This is a genomic window from Brenneria uluponensis, assembly GCF_032395385.1.
GTDB lineage: Bacteria > Pseudomonadota > Gammaproteobacteria > Enterobacterales > Enterobacteriaceae > Prodigiosinella > Prodigiosinella aquatilis.
Genome location: NZ_CP135917.1, coordinates 4814676 through 4833340 on the forward strand (window position 1 = coordinate 4814676; position 18665 = coordinate 4833340).

Here is an 18665-nt window from a genome sequence, read left to right on the forward strand (position 1 = left end):
TAGATGCTCGCCGCCCTCCTGCTTTTTATTGCTGCCCAACGTCAGAGGAATCGTCATTATGAAAACAATTCAACGCTTACTGCTTCTTTGTACTTTTGTACTATTCAGTACCACTGCCCTCGCGGCCAAACCCAGCTTTAAACTTTGCTGGTCTATTTATGCCGGCTGGATGCCTTGGGATTACGCCCAGCAACAGGGTATCGTCAAGAAATGGGCCGACAAATATGGCATTAATATCCAGTTTGTTCAGGTCAACGACTACATCGAATCTGTTAACCAATACACTTCCGGCGGTTTTGACGGCTGTACCATGACCAACATGGACGCGCTGACGATCCCGGCTGCCGGTGGTGTTGACAGTACCGCGCTGATTGTCGGCGACTATTCCAATGGTAACGACGGCATCCTGATTAAAGGCGCCAACAACCTCCATGCCCTGAAAGGCAAACCCATCAATTTGGTACAGTTCTCTGTGTCGCACTATTTATTGGCTCGGGCACTGGAAAAAAGCGGCATGACGGAAAAAGACGTCAAGGTGGTGAACACTGCGGATGCCGACCTGGTGGCGGCTTTTGGGACCAAGGACGTACAGTCCATCGTTACCTGGAACCCGCTGCTGGCCGAAGCTGAAAAGCAACCAGACAGTCACCTGGTATTCTCTTCCGCCCAGATTCCCGGTGAAATCCTCGATTTATTGGTCGTGAATACCGAAACCCTGAAAAAACATCCGGAACTGGGTAAGGCACTAACCGGCGCCTGGTATGAAACGCTGCGGACGATGTCCGGCGACTCAGCCAAGGCCCGCAGCGCTCGTACTTTTATGGGGCAGGACTCCGGCACTGATCTGGCCGGTTTCGACGCTCAACTGGCAGCAACGCATCTCTTCACCACACCACAACTGACGTTGGATTTCGTAAGCAGTCCTCAATTGAAAACCACCATGCAATCGGTAGCCGAATTTTCATTCCATCACGGTCTGTTAGGCGATGGTGCACCCAGTGCCGACGTGGTGGGCGTTTCGACACCAGCCGGACTGTGGGGTAATACAGGTAATGTCAAATTGCGCTTCAGCGACGAATTTCTAAAGCTGGCGGTGGCCAACAAGTTGTAATCCGGGAGACGCCAGATGCGCAAACTAATCAACTACCAGCCAGTGCCGCTAACACGCGGGATGATGGGGTTTCTGCCACTGCTGGCGCTGTTACTGATCTATCTGATGGCCTCCGACGCCCGGCTAGCCGTCAACGCGGCCGACAAATTGCTGCCCAGTCTCAGCACCATGGCAGACGCTATCCACCGTATGGCGTTTGAACCCAATGATCGCACTGGCCAGTATTTGCTATGGGTGGACACCGCCGCCAGCCTGCTACGCCTGCTCACGGGAGTAGCGCTGAGCGCGATGCTGGCGCTGGTGTTCGGCCTGTTCTGCGGCGCATTGCCATCGGTGCGGGCGGTACTGTCGCCACTGATTACGTTGTTTGCGCTGATCCCACCACTGGCCGTACTACCGATTCTGTTTATCTGCTTCGGACTGGGGGAAGTCTCCAAAGTCGTGTTGATCGTGGTGGGCATTACGCCGTTCATCATCCGCGATTTGCAGTTGCATGTGCAAAGCATCCCACGGGAACAATTGGTGAAAGCGCAAACCCTCGGTGGCAATAGCGCACAGATTTTATGGCGCGTGATCCTGCCGCAACTGATGCCGCGCCTGCTGGATGCAGTGCGCCTGTCATTAAGTTCAGCCTGGTTGTTCCTGATTGCTGCGGAAGCCATCTCCGCCACCGATGGGCTGGGTTACCGTATTTTCCTGATGCGCCGTTATCTGGCAATGGATGTCATCCTGCCATATGTGGCGTGGATCACGCTGTTGGCCTTTGCGCTGGACTACCTATTGCGGGTCATCAGCCGTCGTGGCTGGCCATGGTATTACGCCAAATAACCCGGAGTCATCATGGCATTGTTAACGCTTAAAAATCTCAGAAAACACTATGACGGACAAGTGGTGCTAGAGCAGCTCAACGTGTCAGTGGAAGAAGGTGAATTTGTCTCCATCGTTGGCGCCTCCGGCTGTGGAAAAACCACATTTCTGAATATGCTGCTGGGAACGGAGAGTCCCAGCAGCGGAGAACTGTTACTGGACGGCGCGCCCATCCCGCAAGAACCAGATGAACACCGCGGCGTGGTATTCCAGCGCTATTCCGTCTTTCCCCATCTCAGTGTGCTGGAAAATGTGATGCTTGGCGCCGAATTCACCGCGGCCCGCTGGTTGGGCCGCGTGTGGGGAAAACGTCGCCTGGTCATCCGCACACAGGCACAGGCGATGCTTAAGCAGGTCGGTCTGGAGCAGGCACAGCACAAGTACCCGCATCAGCTATCCGGTGGAATGCAACAGCGGTTGGCGCTGGCTCAGGCACTGATTAAACATCCGCGGATCCTGTTGCTGGACGAACCGTTTGGTGCCCTGGATCCGGGTATCCGCAATGAAATGCATCAGTTGATCACCCAATTGTGGCGGGAATACCGTCTGACCATTTTCATGATCACCCACGATCTGAAGGAAGGATTCTCTCTCGGATCGCGGCTATGGGTTTTCGACAAAATCCGCCACGACCCGCAGGCTCCCGAAGCCTGGGGCGCGAGCATTACTTACGATATCCCACTGGATCGCGCCCCAGCTGGCGTGCGCGATTCCGTAGGGGAACTGATGGAAGGGCGACGCGTCGCCTGAACGGAGGAAAAACCATGAACGAACGTTACCAAACCGAATTACCCGCCGGGTCGCACTGGTCGCTGATCATGCGCCGGGGTACCGCGCTGCGGATTACCGATACCGAAGGTGGCGCTAATCTCGGTATGCTGTTTTACAACCCGGAAAACCTGCTGGAACGCTATAACGCGCCGGATACACTGAAGTGCCAACACACTTTCCGTCTCACGGCCGGGCATTGTCTCTATTCCGACATGGGGCGCATTTTCTGTGGTATTGAAGCTGACAGTTTCGGCTGGCACGAAACCGTGTGCGGTACCGCGAATAGCGCACACATTGCCAAACAGTTCGGCACGCTGGACTATCAGCAGGCCCGCAATGAACGGCATCAAAACGGCTATGACAGCTTTCTGGTGGAACTGGCGAAATATGGTCTTGGCAAACGGGATATGGCCGCCTGTGTCAACTTTTTCGCCCGCGTCAGTGCCGCCGAAGACGGTACACTGCAACTGGAACAGCAAGGCCAGGCCGGAGCCAGCGTAACCCTCCGTTTTGCCATGGATACCCTGGTTATCATGCATACCTGCCCGCATCCGCTCAGTCAGGAAAGCGACTATCCGCACCATCCGGTGGCATTGACCATCGATCATGAACGGGCGCCATTGCCGGCATTGTGTCTCGAACGTGCAGAAAACCGCCGCGGGCTGCGCAATAACACGCTTTATTATCTGGCCGAACTGCCGCAAGGAGTCTGATGATGATCCAGACCAGCAACCGAGATATCCACACCGCCGGTTATCGTCGCACCATTAACGCCGGTGATTATTGGCTGTACCGCGTAATGGAAGGGCAAACGCTGCGTATTACCGATCTGGAAGGTAATCAAGCGGCCGATACGCTGTTTTTTAACGCTGACGATACCGCCGAGCGTTATAGCGTGACTGACACATTACGCAGCCAGCGGAATGTGTTCCTTTCCACCGGTAGCGTACTGCGTTCCAATGAAGAACGCCCGATGCTGGAAATTGTGGCGGATACCTGTGGCCGCCACGACACACTCGGCGGCGCCTGCGCTACCGAAAGCAACACCGTGCGTTACGATCTGGAAAAACGCCATATGCACGCCTGCCGCGACAGTTGGATGTTGGCAGTAGCAGAACATCCGGAGTTCAACCTGACCCGGCGCGACATCACCCACAATATCAATTTCTTTATGAATGTCCCGGTGACCAAAGACGGTGGGCTGACGTTCGCTGACGGTATCTCCGCGCCAGGAAAATATGTGGAAATGGTGGCAAAAATGAATGTTCTGGTGTTGATTTCCAACTGCCCGCAACTCAACAATCCGTGTAACGGTTACAACCCTACTCCGATTGAAGTTGCCATCTGGTAAGACATCACTTCCGGAACATACTGACGCGTGGGACGACCCACTGTATGCGTCTGTACTCCGCAGGACGACCTGCCCGTAAGAGATTCTGTCATGTTTGAGCGCGTACTGATTGCCAACCGTGGCGCCATTGCCGTGCGTATCATCCGTACCCTGAAAAGAATGGGTGTGCAGTCCATCGCCGTATACGCCGAGGCGGACCGCCATTCCCTGCATGTTCGTCAGGCAGACGAAGCTTGGCCACTGGGCGACGGTCCGGTGCGGGATACCTATCTGAATCAGGAAAAATTACTGGATATCGCCACCAAAAGCGGGGCGCAGGCGATTCATCCCGGTTACGGCTTTCTGAGTGAAAATGCCGGTTTTGTGAGCCGATGTGAACAGGCAGGCGTGGTGTTTCTCGGTCCGACAGTGGAACAGATATCGGCCTTTGGCCTCAAACATCGGGCACGTGAACTGGCCCGACAAAACGAGGTTCCATTACTGCCCGGCAGCGAGCTGCTCACCTCACTGGCGAGCGCCGGTGAACAGGCACGGATGATTGGCTATCCGGTAATGTTGAAAAGTACCGCCGGTGGTGGTGGCATCGGCATGCAGCGCTGCAACGATGAAGCTGAGTTGGTTGACGCTTTTACCCGTGTCAAACGGCTGGCGGGTAATAATTTCGCCGATGACGGCGTGTTTCTGGAAAAATTCATCGCCCGCGCCCGTCATATCGAAGTACAGGTATTTGGCGACGGTCAAGGCAACGTGATGGCATTAGGGGAACGCGATTGTTCCGCCCAGCGCCGTAACCAAAAAGTCATCGAAGAAACCCCGGCTCCCGGTCTGAGTGACCAGATACGGCAACAATTGCAGACCACCGCTGTCCGGCTGTGCCAAGCGGTCAACTATCGCAGCGCCGGTACCGTGGAATACGTCTACGATGAAACGCAGAAACAATTCTGGTTTCTGGAGGTGAATACGCGTTTGCAGGTGGAGCATGGCGTCACCGAACAGGTGTTTGGCGTTGATATCGTGCAATGGATGGTGGAGCTCGGCGCCGGTTGCCTGCCGCCGCTGACCAGCCTACACACCACGCCTCGCGGTCATGCCATTCAGGTACGACTGTATGCGGAAGATCCCGCCAAACAGTTTCAGCCCTGCGCCGGTCTGCTGAGTGAAGTGTGTTTCCCGGATAACCTTCCCGACGCAACACTGCGAATTGACCACTGGTTGGACAATGGCAGTGACGTTTCGCCGCTTTATGACCCGATGCTGGCGAAAGTAATTGTCCATGCCGTTGACCGCGCTGCTGCACTGCATGGTATGGCGCAGGCGCTGGATGCCACCTCTCTGTACGGTATCGAAACCAATCTCGCCTGGCTGCGCCATCTGCTGACACTCCCCGAGATCCAACAAGGTAATATCATTACCGCCACGCTGAGCAATGTGCTATGGCAACCCGCCACGCTGGAGGTAATCAGCGGTGGCACCCTCACCACCCTTCAAGATTCGCCCGGCCGTACCGGCTACTGGCATGTCGGTGTGCCGCCTTCCGGCCCCTTCGACAGCCGTTCATTCCGGCTGGGCAATCAATTATTGGGTAACGCGCCTGATGCCGCTGGGCTGGAAATTACCCTGCGCGGCCCGACGCTATGCTTTAACCATGATTGCGCCTTTATCATCACCGGAGCGAACATCAGTGCGCAATTGGACGGTGAACCGATACTTGGCTGGCAGGTGTGCAATGCCCGTCGTGGCCAGACACTGACTCTCGGTGACATTCGTGGCGCGGGCTGTCGTAGTTACCTGCTGCTGGCCGGCGGCCTGACTTGCCCAACGTATCTCGGCAGCCGCAGCACGTTTACTCTCGGCAAATTCGGCGGCCACGCCGGACGCCCACTACGCGCCGGAGACACACTGCATCTGACAGCACCGCAAACCCAGGAACAACCGGCGAGCGCGGCACGGGAGGACTGGAGTAACCGTTGGCAGTTGCGGGTGATTTACGGGCCACACGGGGCACCGGACTATTTCACATCCGAAGATATCGATAATTTCTTCAGCGCTGACTGGCAGGTGCACTACAACTCCAGCCGTACCGGTGTCCGACTGATTGGCCCTAAACCACAATGGGCGCGCCGTGATGGTGGCGAAGCTGGCATGCATCCGTCAAATATTCACGACAATGCCTACGCTTTTGGTACGGTGGATTTTACCGGTGACATGCCAGTAATTCTGGGGCTGGACGGTCCATCGCTGGGCGGGTTTGTCTGTCCGGCCACAGTGATTGCCGCCGATCTGTGGAAACTCGGGCAACTCAAAGCCGGTGACAACATCCGCTTTGTGCCGGTAACACTGGCACAGGCTGACGCACTGGCGCAGCAGGCTGAAACCGCCATCACCGCCGGACGGTGCCTGGACGATGAGAGTTTATATCTGGCTGATGAGTGTTTAACTGATGAAACACAACCAGGCCGTCCTTCACCGGTATTGTTCAGTCAGCCCGCACAAGGTGAGCGCCCCTGCGTTATGTGTCTGGCCGCGGGTGACCGTTTCGTACTCCTGGAATACGGCGCACAACAACTGGATATTGCCCTGCGTTTTCGGGTGCATGCGCTGATGCAGTGGCTGGAGCAGCATCCATTGCCGGGACAACAAGAACTGACGCCGGGCATCCGTTCCCTACAGGTGCATTTCGATAGCCTGCAATGCCCGCGAGATCGCCTGCTGGCACACTTACGGCGTGCTGATGACGCGCTCGGCGACCTGCGTGACGCAACCGTACCATCCCGCACCGTCTGGCTGCCGCTGAGTTGGGATGACGATGCCTGTCAGCAAGCCATCACCCGTTATACACAATCAGTACGACCCGGCGCGCCCTGGTGTCCGAGTAATATCGAATTCATCCGGCGCATCAATGGGTTGAATTCAGTGGATCAGGTCAAAGATATAGTATTCGACGCCCGCTATCTGGTGATGGGACTGGGTGATGTCTATCTCGGTGCGCCGGTCGCCACGCCGATCGACCCACGCCACCGGCTGGTCACCACCAAATACAACCCGGCACGTACCTGGACGGCAGAAAATTCTGTCGGTATTGGCGGAGCCTATTTGTGTGTATACGGTATGGAGGGCCCTGGCGGCTACCAGTTTGTTGGTCGTACGCTACAAATGTGGAACCGGGATCGCCAAACCGACGCCTTCCGCCAGCCGTGGTTGCTGCGTTTCTTCGATCAGATTCGCTTTTATCCGGTGTCGGCGGACGAGCTGCTGACGATCCGTGAACGCTTTCCGTGGGGGGATTATCCGTTACGGACAGAGGAAGGCCGGTTCTGTCTGGCAGATTATCAGCAGAATCTGATCGAACAGCAGGACGGGATTAACGCCTTTCAGCAGCGTCGTCAACAGGCGTTTGATGAAGAGCTGGCGCGCTGGCGCGCCGACGGCCAGTTCACTTTCGACAGCGGCCTGCACGACACTGACAGCACTGACGAGGTGATTCCGGATGACTGCTGCGGCGTGGAAAGTCAGGTGGCAGGCAGCGTCTGGCAATGGCTGGTAAAACCGGGGGAAAGGGTCAACGCGGGGCAAACGGTGGGCATCCTGGAGTCGATGAAAATGGAAATCCCGATTACCGCGCCAGTAACCGGGACGATTCGCACGTTACAACACCAACCTGGTCACCCGGTGCAGGCGGGACAATTGCTGATACTGATTACCCCCAGCGCGGCATGATACTGACTGGCATACCGGATAATCCGCTAATCAAAATACACCGGCTGATCAACCATCGGCCGGTCATTTTTGCGCCCGGATAGGCAAAAAATCATAAGGGATAATCAGCAATACCATGCAATACAATAAATACAATTTATTGATAAATAGAGATAAACGGCAGATGAAATAATAAAACAGGCTATTACTGTGGAATACATCACATTTTAAACTTGGTTTTGCTTTTGCTTTTTACACTCTCCTTTGATGAACCTCGCAACTCGCCCCTTATCATTCTGTTAACATTCTATTCCAGTTACCGGAGGCAACCATGTTCGTTGAAGAGCGTAGAAAAAAAATCTTTAACACACTACGTAGTCAGGGCCAGGCAACGGTAACCTCTCTTGCCAGGCAGTATGGCGTCACGAAAGAAACGATTCGTAGTGATCTCACTCAGCTCGAAGAAAGTGGCCTGGTTCAACGCTGCCACGGTGGTGCCATGATTGTCGAACATGTGATCAAACCCTTGTCATGGCAGACAATGGGGTTGAATGTCAGCGCGTTGATGCAAGAGTTAGTGAGTAAAAATCAGGATTTTCTGTACAAAGACAAGGGTCATCCCGTCTCTGGTAAGGTTTGTGTCTTAGGCTCCTTCTCTGTGGATATCATTGCTGTTGTTGACCACTTTCCTTTGGAAGGTGAGCTGCTGATGGCAAAGGAAAATCGATTCGGGCCAGGGGGGAAAGGGGCTAATCAGGCATTGGCTGCCAGCCGGGCTGGAGGAAATGTTCATTTTATTGCGAAAGTCGGGTGTGATCATTTCAGTACTTATGCACATGACCACCTGGTAAGTTCAGGTATTAACTCCTTCACGCTTTATCAGTCGTCAACCGTACCCACGGGCAGCGCCATGACCTATTTTTCGCAAGAAACGCACAGTAATATTACTGCCGTTTATCTTGGCGCAAATATTACGATAACGCAGGAAGAGATAGATGCGGTCCTCCTCTATTTACGCGATACAGATATATTACTCATACAGGGCGAAATAAATGTTGAAGCGCAGCTAAAAGCCGTTAAATTTGCTCATTCAGTGGGGACTCAGATCATTTTCAATCCTGCGCCTTACTCAAATGAAGCAAAAATGATTTATCCCTATGTTGATTATATTATACCCAACAAAATTGAAGCTCAAAAATGGTCAGGTATAGAAATAAGCGATTTAGCTTCGGCTAAGAAAGCCATGAAAAATATAGCCGGACCTGAAAAAAAGAAAGTCATTCTTAATTTAGGGAAAAAGGGGTGTCTGGTTTTTGATGGAAGTATATTCCAACATTTGCCGGCACTACCTTCAGTCATGGTTGATGCGATGGGTGCAGGCGATGCATTTAACGGTTCACTGGCGGCTGAATTGGCGAAAGGTTCTCAACTTATTGACGCGGTAAATTATGCATTAGCATTCACGGCGGTATTTGTTGAACACGAAGGGGTATCTAACATGCCGACTCATGAAAAAGTCACTCGTCGTTTAGAAATGCATCATGGCAATTAAATAATTATATAAAAATAGCACCAGTGGAATTTATTAAAATCGTTACCCTACCTGTATAACGAGGATTAGTATGAAAAAATCAATGATTAAGTTATTAACTCTGGCAACAATATTAACATCCAGCTCCGTATTTGCCGCATGGCCCGATAAACCCATTACGATAATTGTCCCCTGGGGCGCGGGAGGAAATACCGATACTGTCGCAAGGTTGGTTGCTCAGGGATTACAGAAAGAACTGGGCGTCAACGTCAACGTAGTTAACCGTACTGGCGGCAGCGGCGTAGTCGGGCATGATGCCCTGAAACGAGCCGCGCCGGATGGTTATACCCTTGGTGTGGTCACGGCAGAAATTGCCTTGATGCATCATCAGAAAATGACTGATCTTACTTACGCCGATTACACACCAATCAGCCGACTGGCCGTTATCTACGGTGGATTGCAAGTAGCAAAAGACTCGCCTTACAAGAATGCCACCCAACTCATCGACTTTATCAAAAAACATCCAGGTAAGTTGAAGGCATCAGGCAGTGGATTAAATTCCATCTGGCACCTTAATCTACTGGGGATGTTGAAAAGCGCCGGTCTGCCCGCCAGTAGCGTGAAATACATTCCGTCTCAGGGATCAAGCGCCGCATTACAGGAATTGGTTTCCGGGGGAATTGATTTCATCACTTCATCGCCAGGCGAAGCGAAAAGCATGGTTGATGCCGGAATGGTTCGCCATCTGGCAATAATGTCGCCGGAACCGTCAAAACTCTATGCCAATGTTCCAGTGTTTAAAAAAGCGACCGGCTATAACTGGACATTAACTGCCTGGAATGTATTAGCCGCTCCCAAAGCGTTGCCGAGTGATATAGAGAATAAATTGATTGCGGCGATGAAAAAAGTCTACCAGTCAGGAGAATTACAATCTTTTGCCAATAAGCAAGGATTTGAAGTCAGTGCATTATATGGCAATGATGTAACTCAGTTTATGGCTCAGGAAGACCAGAAATTCGGCGAATTGTTAAAAGCAGAGTAATACACCGGAGAGTGCTACGTAGGTAGCACTTGAAGAAAAATGAAAAAAACACTTATCTCACCTGTAATATTTTTTGCTTTCGGCTGTTTCCTACTGGGTTATAGTCAATATGTCTTAAGGGATATTGGTAATTTTGGCGCTGGATTTATGCCAGCATTCGTGGGTGTCGGTATTATTATATTTTCTCTATTAGAGTTTAGTATAAAAGCAGTGAAAAAATCGCGGTCATTACCCAATAAGAGCATGACCATCACTGGCAGTGTTATTGTTATTACACCCATTATTTTCTATCTATTATTTGTCGACTATCTTGGATTTATTATTACCACCAGCATTATATTATTTTCATTGATGTTAAAATTTATCAGAACGCATCGGATATGGATGACAATACTCGCTATTGTATTTTCATCGCTTATCTATCTTTTATTCGCCAAAGTTCTACTGGTAGCATTACCTGCCGGTAAATTATTTTAACCAGGAGCGATGATGGATCTGCTGATTAATGCTTTTTCATATATTAATCTAAGTGCCATACTGGCAATCATTGCTGCCGGATTATTTGGCTTGTTCGTTGGCGCCATTCCCGGACTGACCGCCACAATGGCGGTGGCGCTAATGGTGCCTTTCACCTTCTTTCTTGATCCGATTCCGGCCATTGCATTAATGATCTCCGTCGGCGCGTCATCTATTTATGCTGGCGATATTCCGGGGGCACTATTACATATTCCAGGAACTCCCGCTTCTGCGGCCTATGTTGATGATGCGCATGCGCTGGTTTTACAAGGAAAAACCAACCGGGTATTGGGATTAGGTTTAGTCAGTTCAGTTATCGGCGGGGTTATTGGTTCAATCATTCTGGCGGTTGCCGCGCCTGGATTAGCCAAATTTGCCTTGAATTTCAGTTCGTTTGAATACGTATGGCTGGCGTTGCTCGGTCTTAGTTGCGCCACATTAATTGCCGGTCAGGAAATTGTAAAAAGTATGCTGGCGCTATTTCTCGGTCTGGCACTATCAACCATCGGCTATGATGATTTTACCGGCCAGGCTCGTTTTACCTTTGGACAGGTGGCGCTGCTGGAAGGCATCAGTTTTATTCCCGCCATGATCGGTCTGTTTGCTATCGCCGGAGCCATCGAATACTACGCTAATCGTTTCAAAGAGCGACCACTCAGCATAAGTCAACTGCATGAAAAGAAAGTGTCTCTGAATATATTCAGTGGGTTGGGCAGCCTGTTGCTAAGGCGCAAGTTCAGTATCCTTCGCAGTAGTGTACTTGGCACACTGATTGGCGCACTCCCCGGTGCCGGAGCAGACATAGCGGCCTGGATCTCCTATGCGTTGTCCAAAAAATTATCCGCCACACCAGAGCAGTACGGGAAAGGCTCAGAGGATGCCATTGCCGATGCCTCATCCAGCAATAATGCCAGTCTGGCGGGTAGTTGGATCCCGTCTCTCGTATTTGGTATTCCAGGTGATTCTGCCGCAGCAATCATCATTGGGGTGCTGTACATGAAGGATATGCAGCCAGGCCCATCACTTTTTCTATTCCAGCCCGAAAAACTGTATGCGGTATTTATCCTGTTCTTTATCGCCAATCTGATGCTCATTCCCCTCGCATTGCTGGTCGTCAGCTTCCTGAAGAAGATTGTGACTGTCAATAAAGACATCGTTTATCCGATCGTGATTGTTTTCAGTATTGTGGGCGCATATGCGATCAATAACTCCATGGCATCCATTGTTGTCATGTTGGTCATGGGCATCATTGGTTATCTGTTACAGCGAGACGGTTACCCTATCGCCCCCATTATTCTCGGAATGATTCTGGGCCCACTGTTGGAAAAGAACCTTCTCTCTTCCCTGTTGAAATCTGACGGTAATTTACTGGCATTTGTCGAACGCCCGGTCGCCGGTGTTTTAGCCTTCTTATTTCTCATCGTCGTGGTTCTGCAAGTCATGGCCTTGATCAGATCCTTTCGAAAAACAGCCTGATTCTGACTATCGGAATAGCGTTTAAAAGGAGTGTGGTATGAAAAAAATAATGAACCATCCAGAACACTATGTTGATGAAATGCTGGAAGGATTATGCCTCGCACATAGTGAGTATTATCAGCAACCCGTTCCCCGGGTAATTACGCGCCGGGCGCCCGCGCAGAAAGGGAAAGTGGGTATCGTTACGGGCGGTGGCTCCGGACATTTGCCTATTTTTACCGGCTATGTGGGCAAAGGGTTGCTGGATGCCGCCGCCGTCGGCGACGTTTTTTCCTCTCCGTCCTCGATACAGATGGCGCAGGCCATCGGCTATGCCGACCAAGGTAACGGTGTGTTATTACTTTATGGTAACTACGGTGGCGATATCATGAACTTTGATATGGCAGCCGAAACCGTTGACTTTGAAAAGAATATTACCTGCCGCACCGTACTTCTGAGCGATGATGTTGCCTCCGCTCCGCCGCATGAAAAACACAAACGTCGTGGTGTGGCAGGCATGGTTTATGCGTTTAAATTAGCGGGCGCAATGGCTGAAACGTTGGCATCGCTGGATGAAGTGGCCCGAGTAGCGCAAAAAGCGGCAGACGCCACGCGTTCTATCGGATGCGCTTTGACCCCCTGTACGGTTCCCGCCGTTGGACAGCCAACGTTTTCTCTGGCAGATGATGAGATCGAAATGGGGATCGGCATACATGGGGAGCCAGGCATTTGGCGTGACAAACTGAGATCGGCGGATGAAATCGCCGACGAAATGTTACAACGCCTGCTCGACGATATGCCGCTGGCATCGGGAGATGAAATAACACTGCTCGTCAACTCTCTTGGCGCAACACCGCCAGAAGAGCTCTATATTCTCTATCGCCACTTACACCAACGCTTAAACGCGCTTGACATCACCCTGGTCATGCCACTAGTCGGACACTATGCCACCTCGATGGAAATGACCGGCGCCACGCTGACGATATGTAAGTTGGATGCCGAACTTAAGGCGTTGTTACAGCAACCCGCACAATGCGCATTCTGGACGGTATCAGCATGAACACTCTGACAACCGAACACTTAAAACAGGCCATCGCCCGCATTCAACAAGCCGCACTTGAACAGCAGGCATTTCTTTGCGCAGCAGATGCTCAACTGGGTGATGGTGATTTAGGGGTAACCTTTTCCCGTGGCTGGACACAAGCACGGGAAGATAGTGTAAACCTCGATGAGGACTGGGGTACGGCACTGTTTACTCTATCAAAATCATTTCAACTGGCATGTTCATCCTCTTTTGGCACGCTCATGGCAACAGCCTTTATGGCCGCGGCGAAATCTTGCAAGGGAAAAAAACAGCTCGCCTGTAATGATATTGCCCCTTTGCTCGCCACCGCAGTTACGGCCATGACACAGCGCGGTAAAGGTGAATTGGGCCAAAAATCAGTCCTGGATATCGTGAACGCCCTGGCTAATGAGCTCACATCGATCAGCACGTTCGATGAAATGAAGCACGCCGCCAGGCTCAGTTGCCAGCAAACACTGAACACATTTCGCCCCCGTCCTAATTTACTGGGCCGCGCCCGTATGTTCCCTGAAAAATCACAAGGTCTGGATGACCCCGGAATGTTAGCGATAAAGGTTCTGATCGATGCCTTGTAAACCCCATTTTGATCACATAACTGCACCTAACAGGATAGAAAAATGACAAAATTATTCGGCGTTACAACCGCCATGGTTACCCCGTTTACTTCAGACGATACCCCTGACATAGACGCCTTGGCTCAGCTAACTGAAATGCTGATCAGCCATGGGGTTAACTGTCTGTATCCCTGTGGCACGACCGGTGAAATGCTGAGAATGACACTGGCAGAAAGAAAAGCCATTGCCGAGACGGTCATTAAGACCGCTAAAAACCGAGTTCCCGTTTTTATCCATGTCGGTTGCATGCGCCAGGACGATACTATCGAACTTGCTCAGCACGCGGTGGCGGCAGGAGCGAAAGGTATTGGTGTGGTAACGCCACAGTTTTTTGGTTGTAACGATACGGAGATGGAGGAGTATTTTGTTGCCGTGGCGAACAGCATTCCCACAACCATGCCCGTTTATCTGTACAACATTCCACAGTGTGCGGCAAACGATCTCAAAACCAGTGTTATCAAAAATATTATGGCGCGCACGACAAACGTGGTCGGTGTGAAATACAGTTTTGCCGATATGGCTCGCACAGTGGAGTATCTCAATATAGCAGAGGGATTCTCCGTGTTACATGGCGCAGACAAACTCTTTGCCAGCATGTTGACCATGGGCTGCGATGGCACCGTTTCTGGCTGTTCATGTGTATTCCCGGAACCTTATGTGAAGGTTTATCAGGCGTTCAAACAGGGCAACCTTGCTGAAGCGCAACGCTGGCAAGCAATTGCGGTACGTTTTGGCGATTTACTGACCAATGGCGCGAATATGGCCGTTTTCAAAGCTGTGCTAAACATCCGCGGGCTCAATGCCGGCCACATGCGTAAACCACAGTTGGATCTGAATGCCGAACAAGTCGCTACCCTGCGTCAGGCATTAACCCAACTTTGCAGTGAAAGTGGCGTCAGTCTGACCCTGAATTAATAATTCAAGTCTGGCGCAACGTAATGGCATTATGCGAGTGTTTTAGCACGCATTGAGGGATAGCACCCTAAATAATTCGAGTTGCAAGAAGGCGGTAACGCAGCGCGTCCCCAGGAGCATACTCCGGTATGTGCCTGGGGTGAGAGAGGAAAGCCAGCACACCTGTATCTTGAAAGATGAAGGCTATTATAGATGCCGAGACGATAGCCGCCTGGTATGCATAGATTCAAATAATCATCCAATGTTATACTTTGTCGCAATAAAAAATATATTGTCACTATGATGTAGACATCAAATAATTATTCTTACTGCATCACGAATTAACATGGCGGTAGGCATTTTAAGGATGATGGATTATGCGTTTGCTGTTTATTTGCCCGAACTGGGCGGATCTGGCTACCCCAATCGTCAAGGAGATGCAAAGACAGGGTCATGACGTTATCCATATTGATCATCGTGATTTATCCACGTTTACCTATTTTGATTCACGCCACTGGTTCATCGCCAAAATCTATAAAATAATCACCGGAAAGAATTACAAACGTCTGTCCCTCGATAACCAGATCACATTGGGCCTGCATAATTTCTTTATCGGCAGAGAACCTTTTGACACCATCATCATGACGGAGCCAAAGCTGTTTAACGAACAACATTTTACGATACTGCAACAATATAGCCAAAAACTGGTCGCGGTGTTATGGGACAGCCTGAAGAAAGCCCCCAACAACGCATTATATCTCAGCCAGTTTGATCATGTGCTCAGCTACGATCATGTAGACTGTAATCAATATCACTTCACCAAGATAAACAACTATATTGATCCTGACTGGAAAAGTAATATGCTTTATCAGGACTGTGAATATGATGTCTTTTCCATTATGAGTTTTACTGAAGCAAGGTATAAACAGGCTATCTATTTTCTGGACCAGAACCCTGAACTCACATCAAATATTATTTTCTATGCTGATAATGATAAGAAAAGAAAACAGATAAAGGATACCAGGCTAAAAATAGCCAATAAACCATTGTTGGGTAATGAACTTGCACGTGAAATAGATAACTCTCGTTCTATTCTGGATTTACTACAGGGCCAGCAGTCTGGGTTGTCATTTCGTGTCTATGAGTCCATGGCTTATCAGCGCAAACTGATTACCTCCAATACTCATACTGTGGATTATGATTTTTATAACGATAACAATATTCATATCTTGAATCAGAGTTGGCATATCAATCCCGATTTTATCCACTCACCTTATAAACCGATTCCAGAAGAGATTTACAACCAATATACACTCTCCACCTGGGTGCAGAAGGTGATTCAGGAGATATCAAGCGATACAGGCAGCATTCCCGCCTAACCATGTATACCGTTGACAAACCTATGTAAGACGTCAGAGCGGTGACGACGGGAGAGAAGAGGAAAGCCAGCATTCGCACCAAGGATGGCACGGTTTGAGCTTACAGGGAGATACTTGCGGCATCTTTATGATCTCCCCATTATTACCGCTATACCCACTTTGTCATCAAACTCAAACGGGGCCGCAGCCCCGTTTGGTCTTTTCTACTCAATACCGTTACTGCAATACAGAGATATCCGCCACTTTCAGGAACAGGTTACGCAGTTCGTTGAGCAGCGTCAGGCGGTTGATTCGCACCTGCTGATCATCGGCGTTAACCATTACCTTATCGAAGAAGCTATCTATCGGTTCACGCAATTGCGCCAGTTCCACCAGCGCCTCCTGATAACGCCCTTCAGCAAACCACGGTGCCAGCTTACTGGTAAGTGCGGTGACATACGTCGCCAACTGAATTTCTTCTTTCTCTTTCAGTAATGCAGCCTGCACATTGTCGTTCAAGGGTTCTGTGGATTTCGCCAGGATGTTGGATACGCGTTTATTGGCAGCGGCCAACGCGGTCGCCGCATCCAGCGTGCGGAAATGACTCACCGCTTTCACGCGAGCATCAAAGTCCGCCGGACGCGTCGGACGACGCGCCAGCACCGCCTGAATAGTATCCACGCTGTGACCTTCTTCCTGATACCAGGCGCGGAAACGGCCTAGCATGAATTCGATCACATCGTCCACCACGTTAATGTTAGTTAACTTGTCGCCATACAGACGCACCGCTTCTTCCGTCAGCGTTTGCAAATCCAGCGGCAGATGTTTTTCCACGATGATACGCAACGCGCCAAGAGCCGCACGGCGTAAGGCAAACGGGTCTTTATCACCTTTCGGATGCTGACCGATACCGAAAATCCCGGCCAGTGTGTCCATCTTATCGGCAATCGCCAGCGCACAAGCTACCGGAGAAGACGGCAGTTCATCACCAGCAAAGCGCGGTTGATACTGTTCGTTGAGCGCGACGGCTACGTTTTCGTCTTCACCGTCATGACGCGCATAGTGCATACCCATCACACCTTGTGTATCGGTGAATTCGAACACCATGTTGGTCATCAGGTCGCATTTGGACAGCAAGCCTGCGCGTTTCGCGTGCTCAACATCAGCCCCAATCCGGGCCGCTACCCAGCCAGACAACACCTGAATACGGTCGGTCTTGTCGCGCAACGTACCCAGTTGCTGCTGGAACAGCACGGTTTGCAGACGCGGCAGATGATCTTCCAGACGTTTCTTTCGGTCGGTATTGAAGAAAAACTCGGCATCAGCCAGACGTGGGCGCACCACTTTCTCGTTACCGGCAATAATCTGTTGCGGATCTTTGGACTCAATATTGGCGACGAAAATGAAATTGGGCAGCAACTTGCCGTTATTGTCATACACTGGAAAATATTTCTGGTCGCCCTTCATGGTGTACACCAGCGCTTCTGCCGGTACCGCCAGGAATTTCTCTTCAAATTTCGCCGTCAGCACCACTGGCCACTCCACCAGCGAGGTGACTTCTTCCAGCAAGCTGTCGCTCAGATCGGCGTTACCACCAATCTTGTGGGCCGCAGCTTCGGCATCCGCTTTGATTTTGGCTTTACGAACGTCGTAGTCAGCCATGACCTTACCGCGTTCCAGCAGAATCTGCGGATACTGGTCGGCATTGTCGATAGTGAATTCCGACTCGCCCATAAAGCGATGACCACGAATAGTACGGGCGGAATCAATACCCAGCACCGTACCCGGCACCAATTCGTCACCCAACAGCATGGTCACCGTGTGTACCGGACGTACAAACTGGGTTTCTTTGTCACCCCAACGCATCAGTTTCGGGATCGGCAATTTAGCCAACGCGTTGCTGACCAATTGAGGTAAAAACTCAACTATTCTCTTTGGCCTATGTAAAATCAGTGCACACAGCTTTTGCTCTCTTCCGTTTTGAGGAGTTTCTCTGCTGATAACGCAATCAAATTCATCATTTATATCATTTAATGAATAGGTGCGACCGCTATCCAATTTACGCTCAATAACTTTTTCAACGAACGCTATACCTGCCCTCGTAAGCCATTCGTTAACTTCAGCGAGTCTTACAGGTGGTCCCCACAGCGTTTCTTCCTCTCCCATAATTTCCACGCTCAATGAATAAACTTTAAGCGCTAAACGTCTGGGTGAAGCAAACCATTTAATATCTTCTATGCAATATTCAGCCCGAACTGCATTTAGTTCATCACTAAAGTTGTCGGCAAAAGATTGCGCTAAATTACGGAGAGCCTTCGGCGGCAGCTCTTCCGTGCCAATTTCCACCAGAAAAGTCTTGTCTGTCATGACGGCCT

At 50.8% G+C, this 18665-nt stretch carries 15 protein-coding genes; 14 read left to right on the top strand and 1 reads right to left on the bottom strand.

Annotated features, from left to right (window positions below; genetic code table 11):
• Positions 1–58: 58 nt before the first annotated feature.
• The 14 genes from RS889_RS22445 (at position 59) to RS889_RS22510 (ending at position 16311) form a co-directional block, all read left to right on the top strand.
• Positions 59–1111, top strand: a complete 1053-nt coding sequence (locus tag RS889_RS22445; protein WP_315708750.1) for a putative urea ABC transporter substrate-binding protein — start codon at positions 59–61, stop codon at positions 1109–1111.
• A 15-nt stretch (positions 1112–1126) separates the two neighbouring features.
• Entirely contained in the window at positions 1127–1939 is an 813-nt protein-coding gene (locus RS889_RS22450; RefSeq protein WP_315708751.1) for an ABC transporter permease, read from the top strand.
• A gap of 12 nt (positions 1940–1951) precedes the next feature.
• A complete protein-coding gene (locus tag RS889_RS22455) occupies positions 1952–2728 on the top strand; it encodes an ABC transporter ATP-binding protein (RefSeq protein WP_021013944.1) in 777 nt (258 codons plus the stop codon).
• A gap of 14 nt (positions 2729–2742) precedes the next feature.
• Positions 2743–3462, top strand: a complete 720-nt coding sequence (locus RS889_RS22460; RefSeq protein ID WP_021013943.1) for an urea amidolyase associated protein UAAP1 — start codon at positions 2743–2745, stop codon at positions 3460–3462.
• A 2-nt stretch (positions 3463–3464) separates the two neighbouring features.
• Positions 3465–4100, top strand: a complete 636-nt coding sequence (locus tag RS889_RS22465; protein ID WP_021013942.1) for an urea amidolyase associated protein UAAP2 — start codon at positions 3465–3467, stop codon at positions 4098–4100.
• 90 nt (positions 4101–4190) lie between these two features.
• Positions 4191–7817, top strand: coding sequence for an urea carboxylase (uca, locus tag RS889_RS22470; RefSeq protein WP_315708752.1), 3627 nt, complete (start codon positions 4191–4193; stop codon positions 7815–7817).
• A gap of 310 nt (positions 7818–8127) precedes the next feature.
• The gene (locus RS889_RS22475) at positions 8128–9348 is read left to right on the top strand and encodes a PfkB family carbohydrate kinase (protein WP_315708753.1); all 1221 of its coding nucleotides are present in this window, start codon (positions 8128–8130) and stop codon (positions 9346–9348) included.
• 70 nt (positions 9349–9418) lie between these two features.
• Positions 9419–10369: a tripartite tricarboxylate transporter substrate binding protein gene (locus RS889_RS22480; protein ID WP_021013938.1), complete on the top strand. Its 951-nt coding sequence runs from the start codon at positions 9419–9421 to the stop codon at positions 10367–10369.
• Between the two features lie 39 nt (positions 10370–10408).
• Positions 10409–10846, top strand: a complete 438-nt coding sequence (locus RS889_RS22485; RefSeq protein WP_021013937.1) for a tripartite tricarboxylate transporter TctB family protein — start codon at positions 10409–10411, stop codon at positions 10844–10846.
• Between the two features lie 9 nt (positions 10847–10855).
• A complete protein-coding gene (locus RS889_RS22490; RefSeq protein WP_315708754.1) occupies positions 10856–12361 on the top strand; it encodes a tripartite tricarboxylate transporter permease in 1506 nt (501 codons plus the stop codon).
• Between the two features lie 37 nt (positions 12362–12398).
• Positions 12399–13400: a dihydroxyacetone kinase subunit DhaK gene (locus RS889_RS22495; protein ID WP_315708755.1), complete on the top strand. Its 1002-nt coding sequence runs from the start codon at positions 12399–12401 to the stop codon at positions 13398–13400.
• Positions 13397–13999 (top strand): dihydroxyacetone kinase subunit L, encoded by a 603-nt coding sequence (locus RS889_RS22500; RefSeq protein ID WP_315708756.1) that lies wholly within the window; start codon positions 13397–13399, stop codon positions 13997–13999. Before RS889_RS22495 ends, RS889_RS22500 begins: the two co-directional genes overlap by 4 nt.
• Positions 14000–14041: 42 nt before the next feature.
• Positions 14042–14953: a dihydrodipicolinate synthase family protein gene (locus RS889_RS22505; RefSeq protein WP_315708757.1), complete on the top strand. Its 912-nt coding sequence runs from the start codon at positions 14042–14044 to the stop codon at positions 14951–14953.
• 356 nt (positions 14954–15309) lie between these two features.
• Positions 15310–16311, top strand: a complete 1002-nt coding sequence (locus RS889_RS22510; RefSeq protein ID WP_315708758.1) for a WaaS/CpsH family glycosyltransferase — start codon at positions 15310–15312, stop codon at positions 16309–16311.
• Between the two features lie 216 nt (positions 16312–16527).
• Here the strand turns inward: RS889_RS22510 and glyS are convergent, their stop codons facing one another.
• Complete coding sequence (glyS, locus tag RS889_RS22515) at positions 16528–18657, bottom strand: glycine--tRNA ligase subunit beta (protein WP_315708759.1); 2130 nt, start codon at positions 18655–18657, stop codon at positions 16528–16530.
• Positions 18658–18665 lie beyond the last annotated feature (8 nt).

Coding starts and splice junctions, on each gene's coding strand:
- RS889_RS22445 (WP_315708750.1), top strand. CDS start 59: ATGAAAACAATTCAACGCTTACTGCTTCTTTGTACTTTTGTACTATTC.
- RS889_RS22450 (WP_315708751.1), top strand. CDS start 1,127: ATGCGCAAACTAATCAACTACCAGCCAGTGCCGCTAACACGCGGGATG.
- RS889_RS22455 (WP_021013944.1), top strand. CDS start 1,952: ATGGCATTGTTAACGCTTAAAAATCTCAGAAAACACTATGACGGACAA.
- RS889_RS22460 (WP_021013943.1), top strand. CDS start 2,743: ATGAACGAACGTTACCAAACCGAATTACCCGCCGGGTCGCACTGGTCG.
- RS889_RS22465 (WP_021013942.1), top strand. CDS start 3,465: ATGATCCAGACCAGCAACCGAGATATCCACACCGCCGGTTATCGTCGC.
- uca (WP_315708752.1), top strand. CDS start 4,191: ATGTTTGAGCGCGTACTGATTGCCAACCGTGGCGCCATTGCCGTGCGT.
- RS889_RS22475 (WP_315708753.1), top strand. CDS start 8,128: ATGTTCGTTGAAGAGCGTAGAAAAAAAATCTTTAACACACTACGTAGT.
- RS889_RS22480 (WP_021013938.1), top strand. CDS start 9,419: ATGAAAAAATCAATGATTAAGTTATTAACTCTGGCAACAATATTAACA.
- RS889_RS22485 (WP_021013937.1), top strand. CDS start 10,409: ATGAAAAAAACACTTATCTCACCTGTAATATTTTTTGCTTTCGGCTGT.
- RS889_RS22490 (WP_315708754.1), top strand. CDS start 10,856: ATGATGGATCTGCTGATTAATGCTTTTTCATATATTAATCTAAGTGCC.
- RS889_RS22495 (WP_315708755.1), top strand. CDS start 12,399: ATGAAAAAAATAATGAACCATCCAGAACACTATGTTGATGAAATGCTG.
- RS889_RS22500 (WP_315708756.1), top strand. CDS start 13,397: ATGAACACTCTGACAACCGAACACTTAAAACAGGCCATCGCCCGCATT.
- RS889_RS22505 (WP_315708757.1), top strand. CDS start 14,042: ATGACAAAATTATTCGGCGTTACAACCGCCATGGTTACCCCGTTTACT.
- RS889_RS22510 (WP_315708758.1), top strand. CDS start 15,310: ATGCGTTTGCTGTTTATTTGCCCGAACTGGGCGGATCTGGCTACCCCA.
- glyS (WP_315708759.1), bottom strand. CDS start 18,657: ATGACAGACAAGACTTTTCTGGTGGAAATTGGCACGGAAGAGCTGCCG.